The sequence below is a fragment of the Streptomyces sp. NPDC093065 genome (assembly GCF_044754585.1).
Classification (GTDB): Bacteria; Actinomycetota; Actinomycetes; order Streptomycetales; family Streptomycetaceae; genus Streptomyces.
Map to the genome: position 1 here is coordinate 169,622 of NZ_JBIVPJ010000004.1, position 20,661 is coordinate 190,282.

Consider the following 20,661-nt stretch of genomic DNA (forward strand, 5'->3'; position numbering starts at 1 on the left):
GTGCGGGGGTGGTTCGGCCAATGCCGATGTCCTCCTCCAGCGGTCCCGGTCCAGTCCCCCTGTGCGAGAAGGTTCGATGACAAGACAACGCACCCGCCCCCAGACCAGAGTGTGGGCACTGCTGACGGCGGCGGCCCTGGTCCTGCCCACCAGTGCCCTGACATCCGTCGCGTCGGCCGCGGAACCGGCCGCGAGCACGCCCTCCGCCTCGTCCAGCGACCGGGCCGCCGTCGAGGTGAACGGCCTGAAGGGCGAGTACTTCAGCATGTCGGCGCCGGGCGCGAGGGACTTCGCCGAGCTCGGCGGCACCCTGCTCGACCCGCAGATCAACTTCTCCGGACTGACCAGCACCTTCCAGGAGCTGACCGGGAGGACGGAGCACACCACCGCCCGCTGGACGGGCAGGATCGAGGCTCCCGCCACCGGTGACTACACGTTCTACGCCTCCGGCGACAACGGCTTCCGGCTCTTCGTCGACGGCGAAGCGGTCATCGACCACTGGGAGGGGGACTGGGACAACGAGCAGACGAGCGCGCCGGTCCATCTGACGGCCGGTGAGCGGCACGACTTCCGTCTGGAGATGTTCCAGGACACCGGCGGCGCCAACATGTTCCTGCGCTGGTCGACGCCGACGCTGGCGAAGCAGATCGTGCCGCAGTCGGCGTTCACCCCGCCGGACGGCTTCGAGGTCTACCCGGTGGAGCCGTCGGTCGGCAAGGACGGGCGGCAGGTGCGGGCCCGCTTCGAGGGCCGGGTCGGCGGTGACCCGAAGGCGCTGGCCAAGCACCTGGCGGTCGAGTCCGACACGACGCCGATGCCGGTCAAGTCGGTCTCCACCGCCCACGGCGACCGCAACTCCCTGCTGATCACGCTCGCCGAGCCGATCCAGCAGAACCAGCAGGTCAAGCTCACCTACGACGGTGCCGGCAACCTGACCTCCGGCGGCGACAGCGTCCCGAAGATCGTCCGCTGGGCGCAGAACGACTCCACGCACCGCCTCACCACCAAGTGGGGCGACAAGCTGAACGAGAAGCACCCGCTGCCGGAGTACCCGCGCCCGCAGCAGGTCCGCTCGCAGTGGCAGAACCTCAACGGTCCCTGGCAGTTCAGCGGCGCCGACGCGGGTGAGCGGCCCGTGTTCGGCAAGAACCTGGACGAGAAGATCATCGTGCCGTTCCCCGTGGAGTCCCAGCTCTCCGGTCTGGAACGCCACGAGGACCACATGTTCTACCGCAGGCTCATCGACGTACCCAAGAACTGGCAGGTCGGAAAGAGCGACCGGGACAACCGGCTGAAGCTCAACTTCGGCGCGGTCGACTACCAGGCCACGGTGTACGTCAACGGCGCCAAGGTCGCCGAACACACCGGCGGCTACAACGCGTTCAGCGCCGACATCACGGACGCTCTGAAGGGCAGGGGCCGGCAGGAGGTCGTCGTCGCGGTCACCGACACCGGTGGCGCGGACCAGCCGATGGGCAAGCAGTCCACCGACCCGGGCGGCATCTTCTACACCCAGAGCTCGGGCATCTGGCAGACGGTGTGGATGGAGCCCGTCGCCAGGGCGGCCATCGACAACGTCGTCACCACGCCCGACATCGACACCTCGACCCTCGCGGTGAACGTGCAGTCGCGCAAGGCGTCCGCCGGGGCGCGCGTCGAGGCCGTCGCCCGCGACAAGCACGGCAAGGTCGTCGGCAAGGTCAGCGGCCCTGCCAACAAGGAGCTGCGGCTGCCGGTGGCGAAGCAGCACCTGTGGAGCCCGGACGACCCGTACCTGTACGACCTGGACGTCAAGCTCACCGACGGCCGGTCGACGGACAAGGTCGGCAGCTACTTCGGCATGCGCGAGATCGGCGTCGAGAACGTCGGCGGCTATCAGAAGCTCGTGCTGAACGGCAAGCCGGTCTTCTCGCTGGCCACGCTCGACCAGGGCTTCTGGCCCGACGGTCTGTACACCGCACCGAGTGACGACGCCCTCGCCTTCGACCTGAAGGCGCACAAGGAGCTGGGCTTCAACGCGGTGCGCAAGCACATCAAGACCGAGCCCGACCGCTGGTTCTACCACGCGGACCAGCTGGGACTGCTGGTCTGGCAGGACTTCGTCTCCGGCAACATCACCAACACCTCCGGTCAGAAGGCCTTCGTCGACCAGGGCATGGAGATGATGCGCCAGCACCACAACTCCCCCTCGGTGATCGGCTGGATCGTCTTCAACGAGGGCTGGGGCGAGTGGAACCGTGAGGAGACCGGCAGGATCACCGAGTCGGTCAAGGCCGCCGACCCGTCCCGCGTCGTCAACGCCCACAGCGGCGTGAACTGCTGCAACTCGAAGGGCGACTCCGGCAAGGGCGACATCGTCGACCACCACGACTACAACAACACCGACCCGGCCTGGCCGGACGAGCAGCGGGCGGCGATGGACGGTGAGCACGGCGGCTTCACCCTGCGCACCCCCGGACACATGTGGCCGGGCGCGCCGACCGTGATCTACAGCGGTGTCGCCGACAAGGCGGCGCTGACCCGCAAGTACGTCGAGAACACCGAGAAGTACTACCTCGACCAGGCCGGCGCCGAGCTGTCCGGGTCGGTGTACACCCAGATCACCGACCTGGAGAACGAACTCAACGGCCTCTACACGTACGACCGCCGGGACATCAAGGTCGACCCGGCCCCCGTGCGCGAGATCAACCGCAAGGTCATCGCGGCCGGTGCCGCGGCCGGCCGGAAGGGCACTTTGAAGGGCGGCGGCTCCTGGTCCCTCGACGAGGGTGCCGGCACCACCGCGAAGGACTCGGGCCCGAACGCGAAGCCCCTGGCCCTCACCGGCGGCACCACCTGGACCCGCGGGGTCAGCGGCAGCGCGCTCAAGTTCGACGGTCAGGGCCAGTCCGCCGAGACCGCCGGACCGGTGCTCGACACCACCGGCAGCTACTCGGTCTCCGCCTGGGTGACGCTCGACGCGCTGCCCGGCAACTACGCGACCGCGGTCAGCCAGGACACCCGGCGCCAGGCCAGCCCGTTCTACCTCCAGTACGGTCACGGCGCCTTCGCCTTCAGCACCCCCGGTGAGAACCGGGCCCGGCTGGAGACCACCCCCGAGACGGGCCGCTGGTACCACCTGGTCGGAGTCAAGGACGCCGCGAGCAACGAGATACGGCTGTACGTCGACGGCGAGCCGGCGGCGACCGCCACCGCCGGCCCGGCCTACCAGAGCACCGGGGGCCTGGCAGTGGGCCGCGCCCAGTGGGAAGGCTCGGCCACCGACTTCTGGAACGGTTCCGTCGACGAGGTCCACGCCTACGACAAGGCGCTGACCGGCGAGGAGGTGAGTGCCCTGTACGAGGCCGAGAAGCCGTAACCGGCGACGCGGCACCGAGGACACCGGCAGGACCGGGCGGTCCCGGCGGGAGGCGAGGAGCCTTCCGCCGGGGCCGCCTTTCGTCGTGCGGGTCAGGCCCGGCATCCGCTGGTGAAGCCGTGCTCCGCCAGGCCCCGGCAGAACGCCGTGCGGGCGTCGGTGTAGCGGGACAGGCGGCCGTCGGCGAACCAGGTGGAGTTCGGCGGGAAGTCGAAGCTCCCGTCGTCGACGCCGTCCCAGCCGTAGCGGAAGTCGCGGTCGGTGTGGGTGACGGCGGTGATGACGTCCTCGCCGTGCCCGACGGGGCGGTGAGGTTCGGCGAGTTCAACGGCCCCTCAACCTGCGTTCGCGCAGAGCCGGTGCGAGGACGTGAACCTGCCCCGTGTCGAACTGGCCACTCAACTGGTGGTGCGCGACAGCACAGCGGCGCCCGCGGAGTCCGCGGGCGCCGGTTGACCGGCCCGTGACGGGCAGCCGGGGCCCGAGCCGGGCACGGCTGCCGCGTCCGGGGCCGTCACATCAGTTGCCGTCTGCGTCCCAGCCAGGTCTGGGCGATCACGACGAGGGCCAGGAAGGCGCCGCTGACGACCAGTTGGTAGGAGGAGTCGAGGGACCCGATCTGGTTGATGATGTTCTGGATGACCTTCAGGAGCAGGACACCGACCAGTGAACCGCTGACGTAGCCGAGTCCGCCGGTGAGCAGGGTGCCGCCGATGACGACGGCGGAGATGGCGTCCAGCTCCATGCCGTTGCCCAGGATGGTCACCCCGGAGGCGAGCCAGGCGGCGTTGAGGGCGCCGGCCAGGCCCGCCAGCACCCCGGACAGGGTGTAGACGACGATCTTGGTGCGGACGACCGGCGCGCCCATCAGCGCGGCGGCGTCCTCGTTGCCGCCCACGGCGTACACGTGCTGCCCGAAACGGGTCCGGCGCAGGACCACCGCCCCGGCCACGAACAGCGCCAGCGTGATCCACACGGGATTGCCCACGCCCAGGGTGCTGCCCTGGCCGAGTTCGGCGAGGAACGAGCCCTTGCCGATCAGGTACGTGTTGGCGCCCTCGTCCGTGATGGCGAGCATCAGTCCGCGCGCGCCCAGCATGGCGGCCAGCGTGACGATGAAGGGGGCGAGGCGGGAGCGGGCGACCAGCAGGCCGTTGACCAAGCCGATCAGGCCGCAGACCAGCAGCGGCAGCAGCAGCGCCACCAGGGTCCCGTGGCGGGACCCCCAGGCCGCCAGGACACCACCGAGGGCGAACAGCGACCCGACGGACAGGTCGATGCCGCCGGTGATGATGACAAAGGTCATGCCGAGCGCGACGATCGCGAGGAAGGCCGAACCGGTCGCCATGTTCGAGACGTTGTCGCCGGTGGCGAACGAGTCGAAGCTGAAGGAGGCGACGATCGAGACGAGCACCAGCACCGCCAGCGCGCCGTGCTGCTGGACCAGGGCGCTCAGCCGCTCGGAGCGGGCGGACCCCACCGGTGCGGTGGCCTCCGTCGGTTCGTTGCTCGCGGTGGTCACGGGCGTCCTGGTCCCGGTGGCGGTCATCGCTTACCCCGTCCCCGTGCCGCGTAGACCGCGCACACGATCACTATGGCCTGGGCGATCTGGGTCCACGAGGGCGGCAGATCGTGCTTGATCAGGGTGGCGGTGAGCAACTGGATGAGCACCGCTCCCGCCACGGTGCCCGCGATGTTGACGCGGCCTCCGGTCAGCGGGGTGCCGCCGACGACTACGGCGGTGATGGCGGACAGTTCCATCAGGTTGCCGAGCGAGGTCGGGTCGCTGGCCTGGAGGCGCGCGGTGGCCAGCACGCCCGCCACCGCGGCCAGCAGCGCGCACGCGACGTACACGATGATCAGTACGCGGCGCACCGGCAGCCCGGCGAGCTGTGCGGCGGGGCGGCTGTCGCCGATGGCCAGGAGCTGGCGGCCGAAGGTGGTGCGGCGGACCACGAGGGCGACCAGCAGCGCCAGCGCGGCGGCGATCAGGATCAGGTAGGGGATGCCGACGACGTCGCCGGAGCCGAGGGAGGCCAGCGCGGGATTGCGCAGGTCCTCCAGCTGCGGGAGCAGGACCAGGGCCAGTCCACGGCCGCCGACCATGAGCGCCAGTGTGGCCACGATGGGCTGGACTCCGATGAACGCGACCAGCGCTCCGTTGGCCAGCCCCACACCGGCGGCGAACAGGGCCACCACCAGCAGGGCGGGCAGCAGCCCGTAGCCGAGGTAGAGGGCCGTCACCGAGGCGGCCAGGGCCATCACCGCGCCGACCGACAGGTCCACGCCCTCGGTGCCGATGACCAGGGCCATGCCGAGCGCGACGATGATGACGGGCGCGACCTGGACGGCCTGGGTGCGGAAGTTCTCCGCGGACATGAAGTGCGGGGTGATGACGATGTTGACGACCAGCAGCAGGGCCACGCCGGCGTACACGCCGTAGGTCTGCAGCCACTGCAGGACGCGGGCCCGGTCCAGGGCCGGGGTGCGAAGGGTGGCTTCAGCCATCGCTCGCCGCCTCCTTCACCGCGTCGGGCACCGGGTCGCCGCCGGCGATGGTGCGCATCAGCCTGTCCTCGGTGACGTCGTCGCCGGTCAGCTCGCCGACGACCGCACCGTCCTTCAGTACGACCACGCGGTCGGACCCTTCGATCAGTTCCTCCAGGTCGGAGGAGATGAGCAGGACGCCCAGGCCGTCCTCGGCCAGTTCGTCGACGAGTTTCTGGACCTCGGCCTTGGCGCCGACGTCGATGCCGCGGGTGGGCTCGTCCAGGAGCAGCACCTTGGGATTCATGGCCAGCCAGCGGGCGAGGAGCACTTTCTGCTGGTTGCCGCCGGACAGTTCGCCGACCTTCTGGTGCGGGGAGGACGCCTTGATGCGCAGCCGCTTGACGAAGGTGTCCACGATGCTGTCGACACGGGCATCGGAGACCAGGCCGAAGCGGGAGAGGCGGGGCAGCGCCGCGAGCGCGATGTTCTCGCGGACCGACAGCCCCGGAACGATGCCCTCGCTCTTGCGGTCCTCGGGCAGGAGGCTGATCCCCGCGCGGATGGCCGCCGGGGTGGAACCGCCGCGCAGCGGCGCGCCGGCCACCGTGATCTCGCCCGAACTCCTGGCGAGGGCGCCGGAGATGACCTTCGCCGTCTCGGTGCGTCCCGAGCCGAGCAGGCCGCCCAGGCCGACGACCTCCCCCGGCCGGATACTCACGGAGACGTCGTGCAGCTTGTGCGGGACGGTCAGGCCCTCGGCCGTCAGGACGGGCCGGGTGTCGGCGGCCTGGTGGTCGCCGGAGAACTTCGTCGCCCCCTCCTCGCGGACGTCGCCCAGGTCCCGGCCGAGCATGGTGGACACCAGGGCGAGCCGGTCCAGGTCGGCCAGCCGGCCGTGGTGGACGCGGCGTCCGTCGCGCAGCACGGTGACGGTGCTGCACATGGCGTAGAGCTCGTCCAGGCGGTGGCTGACGTACACGACGGCGATGCCCGCGTCGCGCAGACGCCGGATCACCGAGAACAGGGTCTCCACCTCGCGCGGTTCGAGCGACGAGGTCGGTTCGTCCATGATGACGATGCGGGCGTCCGTCGCCACGGCGCGGGCCAGGGCGACCATCTGCTGGGCGCCGACGCCGAGGGTGCGCAGCGACTGCCGCACGTCCACGCGGACGCCGTACGTGCTGAGTACTTCCTCGGCCTCGCGGTTCATGCGGGCCACGTCCAGGATGCCGAAGCGGTTGCGCGGCTCACGGCCCAGGAAGAGGTTGCGGGCCACGCTCAGCAGCGGGATGAGGTTGACCTCTTGGTAGATGGTCGAGATGCCGGCCTTCTGCGCCTCCAGCGGAGTGGCGAAGGAGACCTTGCGGCCCTGGAAGGTGATGTCACCGGCGTCGGGCCGGTAGACGCCGGTGAGGAGCTTGATGAGGGTCGACTTGCCGGCGCCGTTCTCGCCGATGAGTGCGTGCACCTCGCCGGGGTGCAGGGTGAGGTCCACGTCGTCCAGGGCCCGGACGCCGGGGAAGGTCTTGCTGAGTCCACGGACGGCGAGGACTTCGGCGGGGGGTGCCACCTGTGCCTCCAGGAAGGAAGTCGCGAAAGGGGGCCGGGGCCCGGACGGTCCGGGCCCCGGAGGAGGGTCAGAAGGCCTTGCCGATGTCCTGCTTGGCGTTGTCGGCGTTGTAGGCGCCGTCCTCGATGATGATGTCCTGGGGGACTTCCTCGCCCTTGGTGAAGGTGTCCAGCGTCTGGAACGCCAGCGGTCCGAACCGCGGGTTGGACTCGATGACGCCGCTGATCCAGCCGTCCACGACGCCCTGCACGGCGTTGCGCGTGCCGTCCACCGTGACGATCTTGACGTCGCCGGCCTTCTTGCCCGCGCCCTTGAGGGCGGTCACCGCGCCGAGGCCCATCTCGTCGTTCTCGGCGTAGATCCCCTTGATGCCCGGCTTGGACTGGACGAGCTGCTCGGTGACCTGCTGGCCCTTCTCGCGGGAGAAGTCGCCGGTCTGCTCGAAGACGACCTTCAGGTCCGGGGCCTTCTCGGCGATCCGCTCCTTGAAGCCCTTGGTCCGCTCGGTGGTGACGTTGTTTCCGGCCGAGCCGAGCAGGATGGCGACCTCGCCCTTGCCGCCCGTCGCCTCGATCATCTGGTCGGCGGCGCGGCGGCCCTGCTCGACGAAGTCGGAGGCGATGAAGGAGACGTAGTCCTTGCACGGCTCCGCGTTGATCTTGCGGTCGATCGTGATGATCGGCACCTTCTTGGCGGCGGCCGCCTGCAGTACCGGGTCCCAGCCGTCGGAGTTGAGCGGGGCGATCACCAGGAGGTCGGCGCCCTTGGCAAGCAGGTTCTGCACGTCGCTGATCTGCTTGGAGAACTGCGACTGGGCGTTGGCCGTCAGCAGCTTGACGCCCCGCTTCTTCGCCTCGTCCTTGATGGACTGGGTCTCGGCGATGCGGAACGGGTTGGCCTCCTTCTCCGACTGGGAGAAGCCGACGGTGGCGTTCTTGAGGTCCATCTTCTCGGCGCCGTAGGCGTCGATGGTGCAGGTCTTGCTGCCGGGCTTCGGGGTGACGACCTTCTGCTCGGCGCCGGCGGCCGTCTCGGACTGCTTGCTGTCCGAGGAGTCGTCCTCCGTCTTGGCGCAGGCGGTCGCGGTCAGAGCCACCGCGGCGGCGAGGGCCACGACCACGGGGCGGGCGAGGAGAGGACGGCGGGAAGTGGTGCGCTGCATGGTGGTGACCCCGATCCGGGCGAACGCTGAAAGGGAATTGGGGAACCGAACGACGAGCAGAACCGGCCGACCCCCCTCGGCACAGGCACTGTGTCCGATGCGCCGCAAGAGGGTTTTACATCGTTGCAAGGAACCTGTAAACCCCTCGCGCAGGAGACGCGGGGGAACCCGGCGCCCGCGGCGATCCGACTCGTGGGAAGTTCTCGCGGCCGCACGTGACACCCTCGACTCCCGGGCGGTGCACACCTCTTGACGCAAGGGCGAGACTGCGTGGAAACTGAGGCACCTGCGGTCTGACAACGCTGTCAGGCTGCCCGTCCCCGGTCGCCCTCTGCCCCATGACCTGCGGCCGGTGGTTCCTGTTCCCGGGGACGAGCGATCCGATGTCAGCCGCTCGCGCTCCCTCCCTCGTCACGGCGCCCCAGCGTGCTCTCCCGTTCGACAAGCTGGTAGTCCGCCCAGATGCGCCGGGGTTCGGGAGCGGCGCCCCCGAGCCGGGCGAGGACCGACTCCACCGCGAGCCGGCCGATGGCCGCCTTGTCCGGGGAGACGGAGGTGAGGGACACGGCTCCGAACCGTCCCTCGACCACGTCGTCGAAACCGACCACCGCGATGTCCTCCGGCACCCGCAGGCCCCGCGCGTGCAGCACCCGCATCGCGCCGATGGCCATGGGGTCGTTGAAGGCGAAGACCGCGTCGGGGCGCCTTCCCTCGTCGAGGAGGCGGGTCATGGCCGCCGCACCGTCCGCATGCCCCCAGCCGTCGGTGGCGGCGACGAGCCCCTCGTCGACGGGGAGTCCGGCGGCGGCCAGTTCCTCGCGCCAGCCGCGTACGCGGAGTTGGGCCGGCTGGTTGCTCCCGCGCCGCGCGCCGATGAACGCCACCTCCCGGCGCCCCAGACCGACCAGGTGCGCGACGGCGGCGCGGGCGGCGGCGACGTTGTCGATGGCGATGTGGTCGTAGGGCAGGTCGTAGTCCCGCTCACCGAGCAGCACCAGTGGCACGTTGCCGGAGCGATCGCGCAGGTCCTCGGTCTCCAGCTCGATGGGGCTAAGGATCAGCCCGTCGATGACCCGTGCCCGGAAACCCTGACTGACCAGCAGCTCCTGCTCGCGTCGCCCGCCCGTGTGGTCCAGGAGCACGGTGTAGTCGTGCTCGGCCGCGGTGTCGATGACGGCCGCGGCCAGTTCCGCGAAGTAGGGGTTGCCCAGTTCGGGCAGGGCGAGCGCGATGATGCCCGTACGTCCCGCCCGCAGGTGACGGGCCGTCAGATTGGGACGGTAGCCGAGTTCGTCGATGGAGCGCTGGACGCGTTCGCGCATGGCGGGGGTGACGTGCTGGAAGTTGTTCACCACGTTGGAGACGGTCTTGATGGAGACCCCCGCGTGCGCGGCGACGTCCTTGAGGCTGACCCGCACGGTGTTCCCTTCCCTGAGCTGCCGACTCGGGTGGTCGGTGCGGGTCCGGTGTCGTCACCCTGAGCCGTGCGCCGAGCCCGTGCGCTGGTTTTGCAACGTTATACATCCGTTGTCGTCGCGCTGACAAGGCGTGGTCGGACTCCCCTCTCCGCCGCGCCGGTATTCGCCCGACCGGACGCGGGGCCGGGGACGACACGGTACGCGGCCATGCTCGTCCGCCCTGTTTACATCGATGTACATGCGCCTCTACCCTGGCGCGGATTTCCTCCTCGCAGGAAGGAAGACCACCGTGATCCTCCGCCTGTACCACCTCCTCCGACGCACCCGCGCACGGCTCGCGCTGTACGGTTCGGCCGGCGTCCTCAGCCTGGCACTGGCCGTTCCGGCCACGGCCGGCGTCCCCTCGCTCCCCGTCTCCCCGACGCCCGTCGCGGCGGACACCACCACCGCCGCCGCGGCCACCGGGACGCCGTTGCGCGACGGCACGGGTCTTTACCCCCGTGCCGTGCGGCTCGCCCACAACGGCACGGCCAACGGGCGTGTCCTCGCCAGTGTCGTCACCTTCGACGGCGACAACGGCGTCGGCGCCGTCCACGAGAGCACCGACGCGGGTGCGAGCTTCCGCGAGGTCGGCCGGGTCGTCGATCCCGAGTCCGCGGCGGGCCAAGGCCTGTGCTGCACCACGCTGTTCGAGCTGCCCCGGCAGGTGGGCGGGCTGCGGGCGGGCACACTGCTGTGGGCCTCGTCCGCCGGCCAGGACGAACAGAACCGCCGCATGGCGCTCAGGATCTGGCGGAGTGACGACGTGGGACGCACCTGGTCCTATCTGTCCTCGTGCGCCGTCGCCGGCGGCACCGGCGGGCTGTGGGAACCGGAGTTCTCCGTGGCCGCGGACGGCGCGCTGGTCTGCCACTACTCCGACGAGACCGACCCCGGACACAGCCAGAAGCTGGTCGCCGCGCGCAGCTACGACGGCGTCCACTGGCAGGACCACCACGACACCGTGGCGAGCGGCTGGTCCGAGGACCGGCCCGGGATGCCGGTGGTCCGCGAACTGCCGAACGGCAGCTACTTCATGAGCTACGAGATCTGCAATCCGGGTGGCCAGTACCAGTGCGTGGTGCACTTCCGGACTTCCGTCGACGGCTGGAACTGGGGAGACCCCGCCTTCCTCGGGTACCGGCCGGAGACCGTGGACGGCAAGTACTTCCGCGCGGCACCGACCGTCGCCTGGGCACCGTCACCGGACGGCGCGCCGAACGGGCGGCTGCTGCTGATCGGCCAGCGGCTCCTGAACAGGGACGGCACACCCGCCGCCGAGAGCGGCCGCACGATCCTCGCCAACACGGAGAACGGCAGCGGGCCGTGGTACGAGGTCGAGGCGCCGGTCGCCGTGCCGGCGCCCGAGGTGAACTACTGCCAGAACTACAGCTCGCCCCTGCTGCCGTCCGCGGACGGTCGCCGGGTGCTGGAGATCGCCACCGACTGGGACGGCTCGGTGTGCAAGCCGTACTTCGCCACCGGAAGCGTCACCGGCACCGGGGACGCGGCCGGGGTCGCCGACGGCGCCCTGTACCGGCTGGTCAACGCGGGCAGCGGACACTGTCTCGACGTGGCGGCCGACGCGCGGGAGGCCGGGGGCAACGTCCAGCAGTGGACCTGCAACGGCCTCGGTCCGCAGAGCTGGACGGTGCGCGCCCACGGCGCCGACGGCCACTTCACGCTGACCGGGCGAAACAGCGGCCACTGCCTGGACGTGGAGAACGGGTCGCCCACGCCGGGGGCGAACGTCCGGCAGTGGTACTGCAACGGGCTGGCCGCGCAGGACTGGCGGCTGGAGAACGCGGGCCGGGGCTACTACCGGCTGGTCGCCCGCTCCAGCGGCCAGTGCCTGGACGTCTCGCAGGGTTCGCGGGAACCGGGCGCCAACGTCCAGCAGTGGACCTGCAACGGGCTGCAACCACAGCTCTGGCGGCTGGAGCGCGTCTGACGCCGACGGCTCCCGGCGGGGGGCCGCCGACGGCAACTCGTGCGGCTGCTAACGCCGTTCGTGCGCCGGTCCCCCGCGGTTGTCGTCGAGCATCCGCTCCAACCGGTCGAACCGCTCGTGCAGCGCTCGGCTCGCCTCCGCGTACGCCTGCTGAGCGGCCTCCTCGGTGTGGCGCACCAAGTGTCCCCGGCGTTCCTGTTCCTTTCCGACGAACCAGGTGGCCAGCGCGGCGGTGACCAGGCCGAAGGCGGTGATCCCGGCGACCATCACCACCACGGCCACGATCCGTCCCCAGAAGGTCACGGGATACAGGTCGCCGTAGCCGACGGTCGTCGCGGTCTCCACGGACCACCACAGGGCGCGCGGATAGGTGGTCAGCTGTGCCCCCGGTGCGCCGTGCTCGGCGAGGACGGCGAGGTAGGAACCCACGAGGACCACGATCACCAGGACGACCGTCGCGGCACCGGCGGCCTTGACGTGCAGCGCCCCGCCCCGGCGTCCGAGCAGCAGTTCGGCCAGTCTGGCCAGGAGATCGGACAGCATGCGTGGCATGCTCCGCCACCGGCCGGAACAGCGACGCGGCAACGCGCCGGGGCGAGCCGAACCCACCCGAACAGGGGTACGCGGGCGCCGGACCCGGCGGCTCGTGGCGGGCACACGGTCGAGACCGGTGTCGCGCCCGGACGCAGAGGCTCCCGGGATGAGTACGATCACCTGAGCCCAACCGAGTGTGCGAGCGGAGGCCCGCCGCGGGGGACGCCGGAAAGGTGGACGCATGCGCCGAATACTGCTCCTCACTTCGTTGTTGCTGTTCACCGCCGGCTGCGGGTCGGTCCAGTCCTCACAGGGCGAGGCGACGGACGCCGCCCGAAAGGCCGCCAGGAAGGCGGGCGAGCAGTTGTACGGTCAGCGCCCCCGCACCGCGCGGGAGGTCGGGCTCGCCGCCTCCCGCATCGACGGGGTGAAGGTGCTGCGGGTGACGGGCACTTCCACCCACGAGGGGAACGGCGTCGACGTGGTCGTCCGTACGTCCGGCTCGGCGTACAACGGATGGTTCGACGTCGAGGAGATCATCGTGCGGCGCTGTTTCACGCTGCGGGTGTCCCCCGAGTCGCGGTGGCGTGAGGAACCCGATGACGCGGACTGCCCGGACGGTCCGGCGCCGACCTTCGCCCCGCCTCCCGAGCCGCCGCGGCTGCCCGGCGAGGAGCTACGGGCGAAACTCCCGAGGGTCCCGCCGGGTGGCCGGGTGAACGAGGCCGAGGTGCGCCGTGCGCTCGCCGCGCTCGACCTCGACCCGGCCATACGTACCGAAGTGACGGCGGAGGGCGGCCGGGTCGGCGTCCTCCTTTCGGTCGAGGGCAATCACTTCGACCCGCAGGACTGCCTGCTGGCCCGCGTCGGACCCGGTGCCACCGAGGTGTGGGTGCCGCCCCGTATCCAGCGGATGCCCGGGGAGGGCGGCTGTACCGTCGCCAACGCCCTCGACCCGGTACCGCCGCCGCACTGAGAGAGCCGGGGACCACTTGACGAACCGTGAGGGAGAAGCGTGACGGGGATGCCTTCGAAGGACGTCGCCTCCGGGATGCGCGAGGCGGCACGTGCGCTGATCGCCGTACTGGAGCCGGAACAGGTGCGTGAACTGCGCGCGGCGCCCGACCGGTTGGACGCGCCCGAGCTGCGCGAGTGGACCTATCTGCCGGGCCCGCGCCCCGGACTGCCCACCGAAGGGCTCGACGACCGGCAGCGCGAGGCGGTCGACGCCCTCCTGGCCACGGCGCACAGCGCGGCGGGAGCGGAGCTGGTGCGCGGCGCGATCGAGGTGGAACGGCACCGCCGTGCCCTGCAGGGGCCCTTGGGCCCGGACCGCTACTGGGTGCGGCTGCTCGGCGACCCGGACGGCGGACAACCGTGGGGCTGGCGGATGAACGGCCACCACCTCGCCGTGCACGTACTGGTCACGGCCGCCGGGATCCGGGTGACGCCCCACTTCGTCGGCTCGGAACCGGCTCGCGTCGGCAGCGGACCACGGACGGGCCACCGGCTCCTCGGACCCGAGGAGGACCTGGCCAGGGCGCTTGTCACAGACCTGCCGGGCAGCGCACGGGCGGTCACGGTGTTCGCCGCCACGCCGCCGGACGACATCACGACCCGGGACGATCCGTTCGCCGATCCGGGTCTTCTTCCGGACGGTCTGACGCACGACCGCATGACGCCCGGTCAGCAGCACCTTCTGCAGCGCCTGGTGCGCCGCTATCTCGACCGTGCGCCCACCGCGTACGCCCGCGAGTGCTGGTCCGAGACGGTGACCCGTGGACTGGGTTCCCTCTCCTTCGCCTGGGCCGGCGGCCTCGAGCCCGGGGACCGGCACTACTACTGCGTCCGCGCCCCGGACTTCCTGATCGAGTACGACAACACCCAGGACGACGGCAACCACGCCCACTCGGTCTGGCGCCACGTCCGCCACGACTGGGGGGCCGACCTGCTCCGCGGGCACTACTCGGACCAGCACGCGTAGGCCGTCGTCCCGCGCGGGCCGTCCCGGCCGTGTCCTCAAGAGTGGCGGTGGTAGGCCTTGTTGGCGATCCGCCAGCCGTCGTCGGCGCGGACCAGCAGGAAGACGTCGGTGAACCTGTCCGCACCGTGCCGCAGCGTCATGGTGGCGGTCGCGACGGTGCCGTGGACCGCGACGGCGTCGATCCGGCGGGCGCGGGTCGGTTCGTCCGGGGCCGGCCGCCCCTCGAAGAGGGAGCAGTACTCCTCCAGGCCCCAGGAGACGAACGCGCCGTCCCGGACGCCTTCGATGTGGGCGGTGGGCAGGAACGCGTCGCGGAAGTGCCCGGGGTCGCCGGTGGCGTGGCCGCGGACGTAGGCGCGGAGCGGATCGAGTACGGCCCCCTCCACGGCCGGCACGGCGGCGGCGACGGCGATGTCGGCCTCGGGGTCGACGGCGGGCCCGGCCAGGTCGTCCCCGCTGCGCAAGGGCGCGTTGGACGCCGCGGCGAGCAGCGCCATGTCCTTGGCCAGCGCCCCGACGGTGAACTCGGCCGTGCGCGGGGCCGGACGGCCGGTGAGCAAGGGACGCTTGCGGGCCACGAGCCCTCCGAGCGCGCCGAGTTCGAGAACGTCGAGCACCTGCTCGCGGGGCAGGCCGAGCGCGTCGCCCTGCCGCAGTGAGTCGCGCAGCGCGAGGAGGGCTCCGGCAAGGCTGCTGTTGGCGACGAGTTTGAGTGCGGCGGCGGTGGCGGCATCGTCGACGCGTCGCACGGTACCCAGCGATTCCAGCACCGGCCGGGCTCTGTCGAGCGTGCCCTGTTCGGCGGCGGCGAGGATCCGGAGCGTTCCGCCGGCCGCGGCCGGGACGGAGCCGATCACGGGCGCGTGGACGTAGGACCGGCCGAGTCGACGCGCGAGCTGCGACGCCTGGGCGGGTGCGACGGTACTGGTGTTCAGCACGACGGTGTCCGTGCGCAGCGAGTCCCGGACGTCGTCGAGGACCTGTCGGCAGGCGGGCCCGTCGAACAGCGACAGGAGCACGAGGTCGGCCTTCGCCGCCGCGGTGGCCGGGTCGTCGGCCACCTCGACGGTGCCCGACGTGTGCCCGGAGCGTGTCCAGCCGACGACGTCCCAGCCCTGGGCGGTGAGCCGGGTGGCGATCGCCTCTCCCATGCGTCCCAGGCCGAGGACGGCGATGGTGCGGTGCGTTCGTGGTGCGGTCATGGACGCCACACTGGTGGATCGGAAGAGTTGCGACAAGCGCAGATTTCGCACTGCCGGCATGCGCGTCACGCATACCGGCCGCCATACTGGCGCGATGGACCTGACTGTGTGGCGGACCTTCGTGACCGTGTGCCGCCTCGGGTCGCTGTCGGCGGCCGCCGACGAGCTGAATCACACGCAGTCGGCCGTCTCCCGACAGATCGCCGGGCTGGAGCGGCAGCTGGGTGTGACGCTGGTGGAGCGCCATGCGCGTGGTGTGCGTCCGACGTCTGCCGGTGACGTGTTCCGGCGCCACGCCCTGACCACCCTCAACGAGGCCGACCGGGCCGTCCGCGCCGCACGTGACGTTCGCGACGGGGCGACCGGCCGGCCGTTGGCCGTCGGCGCCGCCCCCTCCCTGGCCTCCGGAATCGTTCCGGAGGCCATCCGCGGCCTGCTGGACAGGGGCGGACGCCTCCGCTGGAGCCTGGTCCCCGGCCTGAGCGGGCAGTTGCACCGGCGCGTGGCCGACGGTGACCTCGACATCGCCGTCGTCACCGACGCGCCTCCCGGCCTGCCCCAGGACTCGCAGGTCGAACGGCGCTTCCTCGGGCTGGACGCCATGGTCGTCGTCCTGCCCGTCGGTCATCCCCGGGCCGGGAGCGGCCCCGTGCACATTCGGGCGCTGGCCGAGGAGGTCTGGGTCGAGGACAACGACGGCTCGGCGGCGCTACTGCGCCAGCACGCCGCCCGGGCCGGAGTCGGTGCCCGCATCGAACTGGACGCGGCCGATCTGCCCGGCAAGCTTGCCTTGGTGGCGACCGGTCACGCCATCGCGCTGATACCCGGAGTACTGACGCGTGCTCTGCGAACCGACGTCACGACCGTGCGCCTCGTGGATCCCCCGACCCGGGGGATCTACACGATCACGCCACGCCGTGGCCCCCACCCCGGTGCGGCATCCCTCCACGACGAGCTCACCCTCGCGTTCACCACACCGGGCGGCCGCGTCCGGGAGAACACCGCAGCGAAGAAGGAGACCCCCGCATGACGATCCAGCGGCTGGACAACGTACTCGTCGTCGTCGACGACCTCGACACCGTCGTCGCGTTCTTCGTCGAACTCGGCCTGGAACTGGAGAGCAAGGGACCGCTCGAATGGCGCGGGGCGGAGCGTGTGATCGGGCTCGACGACGTCCGGCAGGACGTGGCCATGCTGCGGGTTCCGGGCGGTCCGGGCCGGGTGGAGCTGGCGAAGTTCCACCGCCCGGAGGCCGTCGTTCCCGAGCCGCGCGAGGCGCCCGCGAACACCCTGGGCCTCCGGCGCGTCATGTTCGCCGTGGACGACGTCGACGACCTCGTCGCCCGGCTGCGGGCCCGTGGTGTCGCCGAACTCGTGGGCGAGGTCGTGGAGTACGAGAACGTCTTCAGGCTCTGCTACGTGCGCGGCCCCGAGGGCATCGTCGTGGGGCTCGCCGAACAGATCGGCTGAGGACAGCGAGGGCCAAGCGCCGAGGCCCCGCGCATCCGCAGGCGGGGCCCGGGCCCGCGGCGTTGCGATGTCAGTCCGGTGCGGGCCCCAGCAGGTCGGCCAGTACGGCTTCCGGCCCGCGGACCACGCTCCGTACCGTCACGGACTCGTACCGCGTGTCTCCGAGCACCGCGCGGACGGTGCTCTCGTAGTGGGCGCGCGTCGGACCCAGCTCCGGTGTCCCGCGCTGCGGGTGGCCCACCGAACTCCACAGGGTCTCGCCGACGGCGCAGGCCTCCGCGGCGGGTTCCGCGGCGCCCCCCGGCCGCGAGCGCGGCGGCCGGGTCGTCCGCCGTGTGGTCGGAGAAGTCGAGTGCGTCGGCGACCGTGGCGACCAGGAGCCGGTCGTCGGGGAACGGCCAGAGCTCGGCGAACGCGACAGCTCGACCGTCGGTGGCGCGTGACCGGTGCGTCGCCTGCGGGGCGAGTCCGCTCTTGCCGACGCCGCCCATTCCCGTGAGGGTCACGAGACAGTGCCCGCGCAGCACCTCGTCCACCCGGTCCGGTTCACGCGTGCGTCCGACGAATCCCGCCGGTATCTCAGGGAGGTTGCTCAACACCCGCACAGTCTCGCGTGCCGGCCCGCGCCCGTGTGGCCGCCTTTCGCCCCTACGCGTGCACCGGGTCGGCTCCACCACCCGTGCGACGCCCTAGCGGCCGGCGGGCTTCGCGACGGCTCGACGCTACCGTGTGGTACATGAAGCCTGTCACCGTGTCGATCGGCGTGCCCCAGACGCCCGAGCAGGTCTACGACTTCCTCGACGTCATGGCACACCACGAGCGATTCACGAATCACTACCTGTCCGACTGGCGCTACGGCGGCCCCGCCTGCGGTATCGGCTCGCGCGCCACCGTCACCGCCTCGCTGGGCGGCACGAGGACCGAGGTCGGCATCGAGGTGGTCGAGGCCGACGGGCCGCGGCGGATCGTCGAACGCAACGTCAGCGCGGGCGGCCGGCGCCTGGCCCACGGGACCTACGCCATCGAGCCGCTGCCGACCGGCGGGGCCGCCGTCTCGTTCACTTACGCCTGGGTACGCGCCCCGCTCGCCGACCGCCTGCTGGCCCCGGTCGTGCGCGGCACGATGCGGCGGGCCAACCGCACGGTCATGCGCCGCCTGGCCGCCGAACTGGCCCGCTACACGTCCGCCACCGGGGCCTGACGGCGCCGAAGGCCGTCCGCCGCCGCCGAGCGCCCGGACCGCCCGCCTGTCCGCCCTTCCGCCCTTCCGTCCTCCGCTCATCCCCTCGTTCGTTCTTCCGTTCTCCCGTCACGCGATCAGCGGCCTGTGGCCGATTGGGAGCAGTTCGGCGGTCCCACACCTGTCGCGCACCGGCACTCAGGTGTACGGTCTCGGGCCGACGGCGTTTGGGAGCGCTCCCACCCGCCGCCCGGAATGTCATGCGCACGACAGTCAAGGAGGAATGCCTTGAAACGTCTTCTGGCCCTGCTCGCGACCGGCGCATCGGTCGTCGGTCTCACGGCGCTCGTCGGCCCCCCGGCGCAGGCCGCAACCGGCTGTACGGTCGAGTACACGATCACCAGCCAGTGGTCCGGCGGATTCCAAGCCGGTGTGAAGGTCACGAACCTGGGTGATCCCGTCAGCGGGTGGACGCTCGGATTCACCCTGCCGGACACCGGACAGAAGGTCGTCCAGGGGTGGAACGCGGCCTGGTCACAGTCTGGTGCCGCGGTCACCGCAGGCGGCGTCGACTGGAACCGCACCCTGTCCACCGGCGCGTCCGCCGACCTGGGATTCGTGGGGTCCTTCACGGGTTCCAACCCGGCGCCCACGTCCTTCGCCCTCAACGGCGTGACCTGCACGGGATCCGTCACCGATCCACCGACGGACCCCCCGACCGATCCGCCCGCCACCGGCGCCCCCGCCGACGTCAACGGGCAACTGCACGTCTGCGGTGTGCATCTGTGCAACCAGTACGACCGTCCCGTTCAGCTCCGCGGCATGAGCACGCACGGCATCCAGTGGTTCGGCGAGTGCTACGGCGACGAGGCCCTGGACGCGCTGGCCGACGACTGGAAGTCGGACCTGCTCCGCGTGGCCATGTACGTACAGGAGGACGGCTACGAGACCGACCCGGAGGGCTTCACCGGTCAGGTGAACCGTCTGGTCGACATGGCCGAGGCACGCGGCATGTACGCGGTGATCGACTTCCATACGCTGACGCCGGGCGATCCGAACTACAACCTCGACCGCGCCAAGACGTTCTTCTCCTCCGTCGCCGCCCGCAACGCCGACAAGAAGAACGTGATCTACGAGATCGCCAACGAACCCAACGGCGTGAGCTGGACGGCCATCAAGAACTACGCCGAGCAGGTCATCCCGGTGATCCGGGCCGCCGACCCGGACGCCGTCGTCATCGTCGGCACCCGCGGCTGGTCCTCGCTGGGGGTCTCGGACGGCGCCAACGAGAGCGAGGTGGTCGACAACCCCGTGAACGCGACCAACATCATGTACGCGTTCCACTTCTACGCCGCGAGCCACAAGGACGCCTACCGGTCCACGGTGAGCCGGGCGGCCGCCCGACTGCCGCTCTTCGTCTCCGAGTTCGGCACGGTGAGCGCCACCGGCGGGGGTGCGGTGGACCGGGCGAGCAGCATCGCGTGGCTGGATCTGCTCGACCAGCTGAAGATCGGCTACGCGAACTGGACGTACTCCGACGCCGACGAGGGCAGCGCCGCGTTCAAGCCGGGCACCTGCGGCGGTACCGACTACAGCAGCAACGGCGTGTTGACCGAGTCCGGGGCTCTGCTCAAGAGCCGCATCAGCACCGCCGACGACTTCCCGACGAGTTGACCCGCGGCGGGGCTGCGGGTCGTCCAAAGCCCCGCCCCGGTCGGCGGCCGCATGTTCAACGGCGCCGGTCGGCGACGGCTTTGACGATGGCGGCCACCTCCCCGCGCTCGGTGGGCCGAGGGTCGACCGAGTTGTGGATGGAGAGTCCTTCGATCAGGGCGTCGAGGGCCCGCGCGGTGAGCGGGTCGAAGTGTCTGGCCAGCGAATCCCGGCTGGCTCGCATCCAGGACCGCATGACGGCGCGCACCTCGGGATGACGGGTGGCGAAGGCGTACAGCTCGTAGCTGAGCAGGAGGTTGCGGTCGGTTCCCCAGACCTTGCCGCAGATGATCTCGACGACCGCCGCCTCGGCCTCCCGGCGGGTCCGCGCGGCCTCCAGAAGGGCGCCGTAACGCGTGGAGACGGTCTCGGCGAGCCGGGTGAAGGCGTCGGTCAGCAGATGCTGCATGTCGTCGAAGTAGTAGGTCAGTGACCCCAGCGGCACCCCCGCCGCCTCGGCGATCTTGCGGAAGGTCACTTTGATGGCGCCGTGCTCGGCGATGACGTCGAGCGCGGCGTCGAGGATGCGCTCGCGGCGCCGGGGGTCGTTGGGGCCACGGGTGCTGCCTGTCATCGCCGTTGTCTGCCTT

17 protein-coding genes are annotated in these 20,661 nt (G+C 71.1%); 8 read left to right on the forward strand and 9 right to left on the reverse strand.

The features are described 5' to 3' along the window. The first annotated feature begins 76 nt into the window (after positions 1–76). On the forward strand, positions 77–3,358 hold the full coding sequence (locus ACIQFU_RS09220) for a LamG-like jellyroll fold domain-containing protein (protein ID WP_402550230.1): 3,282 nt from the start codon (positions 77–79) through the stop codon (positions 3,356–3,358). A gap of 514 nt (positions 3,359–3,872) precedes the next feature. Here the strand turns inward: ACIQFU_RS09220 and ACIQFU_RS09225 are convergent. From ACIQFU_RS09225 to ACIQFU_RS09245, 5 genes are all read right to left on the reverse strand, one after another. Continuing rightward, positions 3,873–4,907 carry an ABC transporter permease gene (locus tag ACIQFU_RS09225; RefSeq protein WP_402550231.1) on the reverse strand — a complete coding sequence of 345 codons (1,035 nt, stop codon included), beginning with the start codon at positions 4,905–4,907 and terminating at the stop codon, positions 3,873–3,875. Then, positions 4,904–5,866 (reverse strand): ABC transporter permease, encoded by a 963-nt coding sequence (locus tag ACIQFU_RS09230; RefSeq protein ID WP_402550232.1) that lies wholly within the window; start codon positions 5,864–5,866, stop codon positions 4,904–4,906. Before ACIQFU_RS09230 ends, ACIQFU_RS09225 begins: the two co-directional genes overlap by 4 nt. Beyond that, complete coding sequence (locus ACIQFU_RS09235) at positions 5,859–7,418, reverse strand: sugar ABC transporter ATP-binding protein (RefSeq protein ID WP_402550233.1); 1,560 nt, start codon at positions 7,416–7,418, stop codon at positions 5,859–5,861. The genes ACIQFU_RS09230 and ACIQFU_RS09235 overlap by 8 nt, the downstream gene beginning before the upstream one ends. Positions 7,419–7,485: 67 nt before the next feature. Beyond that, positions 7,486–8,580 carry an ABC transporter substrate-binding protein gene (locus tag ACIQFU_RS09240; RefSeq protein ID WP_402550234.1) on the reverse strand — a complete coding sequence of 365 codons (1,095 nt, stop codon included), beginning with the start codon at positions 8,578–8,580 and terminating at the stop codon, positions 7,486–7,488. A gap of 386 nt (positions 8,581–8,966) precedes the next feature. Then, positions 8,967–9,998: a LacI family DNA-binding transcriptional regulator gene (locus ACIQFU_RS09245; protein WP_402550235.1), complete on the reverse strand. Its 1,032-nt coding sequence runs from the start codon at positions 9,996–9,998 to the stop codon at positions 8,967–8,969. Positions 9,999–10,287: 289 nt separating this feature from the next. On the opposite strand from ACIQFU_RS09245, the gene ACIQFU_RS09250 reads away from it, so the two are divergent. Beyond that, positions 10,288–11,988 (forward strand): RICIN domain-containing protein, encoded by a 1,701-nt coding sequence (locus ACIQFU_RS09250; RefSeq protein WP_402550236.1) that lies wholly within the window; start codon positions 10,288–10,290, stop codon positions 11,986–11,988. A gap of 48 nt (positions 11,989–12,036) precedes the next feature. On the opposite strand, the gene ACIQFU_RS09255 is transcribed toward ACIQFU_RS09250, so the two are convergent. Further along, positions 12,037–12,531: a potassium channel family protein gene (locus ACIQFU_RS09255; RefSeq protein ID WP_402550237.1), complete on the reverse strand. Its 495-nt coding sequence runs from the start codon at positions 12,529–12,531 to the stop codon at positions 12,037–12,039. Between the two features lie 232 nt (positions 12,532–12,763). Between ACIQFU_RS09255 and ACIQFU_RS09260 the strand changes: the two genes are divergently transcribed. Both ACIQFU_RS09260 and ACIQFU_RS09265 read left to right on the forward strand, forming a co-directional pair. Beyond that, positions 12,764–13,498, forward strand: coding sequence for a translation initiation factor IF-2 (locus ACIQFU_RS09260; RefSeq protein WP_402550238.1), 735 nt, complete (start codon positions 12,764–12,766; stop codon positions 13,496–13,498). Positions 13,499–13,546: 48 nt separating this feature from the next. Continuing rightward, the gene (locus ACIQFU_RS09265) at positions 13,547–14,506 is read left to right on the forward strand and encodes a DUF3500 domain-containing protein (protein WP_402550239.1); all 960 of its coding nucleotides are present in this window, start codon (positions 13,547–13,549) and stop codon (positions 14,504–14,506) included. A 35-nt stretch (positions 14,507–14,541) separates the two neighbouring features. Here the strand turns inward: ACIQFU_RS09265 and ACIQFU_RS09270 are convergent, their stop codons facing one another. Continuing rightward, on the reverse strand, positions 14,542–15,708 hold the full coding sequence (locus tag ACIQFU_RS09270; RefSeq protein WP_402550240.1) for a nuclear transport factor 2 family protein: 1,167 nt from the start codon (positions 15,706–15,708) through the stop codon (positions 14,542–14,544). A 94-nt stretch (positions 15,709–15,802) separates the two neighbouring features. Here ACIQFU_RS09270 and ACIQFU_RS09275 point away from each other — a divergent pair, with 94 nt between their 5' ends. Both ACIQFU_RS09275 and ACIQFU_RS09280 read left to right on the forward strand, forming a co-directional pair. Further along, on the forward strand, positions 15,803–16,738 hold the full coding sequence (locus ACIQFU_RS09275; RefSeq protein WP_402550241.1) for a LysR family transcriptional regulator: 936 nt from the start codon (positions 15,803–15,805) through the stop codon (positions 16,736–16,738). Then, positions 16,735–17,178, forward strand: a complete 444-nt coding sequence (locus tag ACIQFU_RS09280; protein WP_402550242.1) for a VOC family protein — start codon at positions 16,735–16,737, stop codon at positions 17,176–17,178. The genes ACIQFU_RS09275 and ACIQFU_RS09280 overlap by 4 nt, the downstream gene beginning before the upstream one ends. A gap of 70 nt (positions 17,179–17,248) precedes the next feature. Here ACIQFU_RS09280 and ACIQFU_RS09285 read toward each other — a convergent pair whose 3' ends face one another. Next, positions 17,249–17,419 (reverse strand): hypothetical protein, encoded by a 171-nt coding sequence (locus ACIQFU_RS09285; protein ID WP_402550243.1) that lies wholly within the window; start codon positions 17,417–17,419, stop codon positions 17,249–17,251. 495 nt (positions 17,420–17,914) lie between these two features. On the opposite strand from ACIQFU_RS09285, the gene ACIQFU_RS09290 reads away from it, so the two are divergent. Next, a complete protein-coding gene (locus tag ACIQFU_RS09290) occupies positions 17,915–18,379 on the forward strand; it encodes an SRPBCC family protein (protein ID WP_402550244.1) in 465 nt (154 codons plus the stop codon). Positions 18,380–18,646: 267 nt separating this feature from the next. After that, entirely contained in the window at positions 18,647–20,032 is a 1,386-nt protein-coding gene (locus ACIQFU_RS09295; RefSeq protein ID WP_402550245.1) for a cellulase family glycosylhydrolase, read from the forward strand. A 55-nt stretch (positions 20,033–20,087) separates the two neighbouring features. On the opposite strand, the gene ACIQFU_RS09300 is transcribed toward ACIQFU_RS09295, so the two are convergent. Beyond that, complete coding sequence (locus ACIQFU_RS09300) at positions 20,088–20,645, reverse strand: TetR/AcrR family transcriptional regulator (RefSeq protein WP_402550246.1); 558 nt, start codon at positions 20,643–20,645, stop codon at positions 20,088–20,090. Between the last annotated feature and the right edge of the window lie 16 nt (positions 20,646–20,661).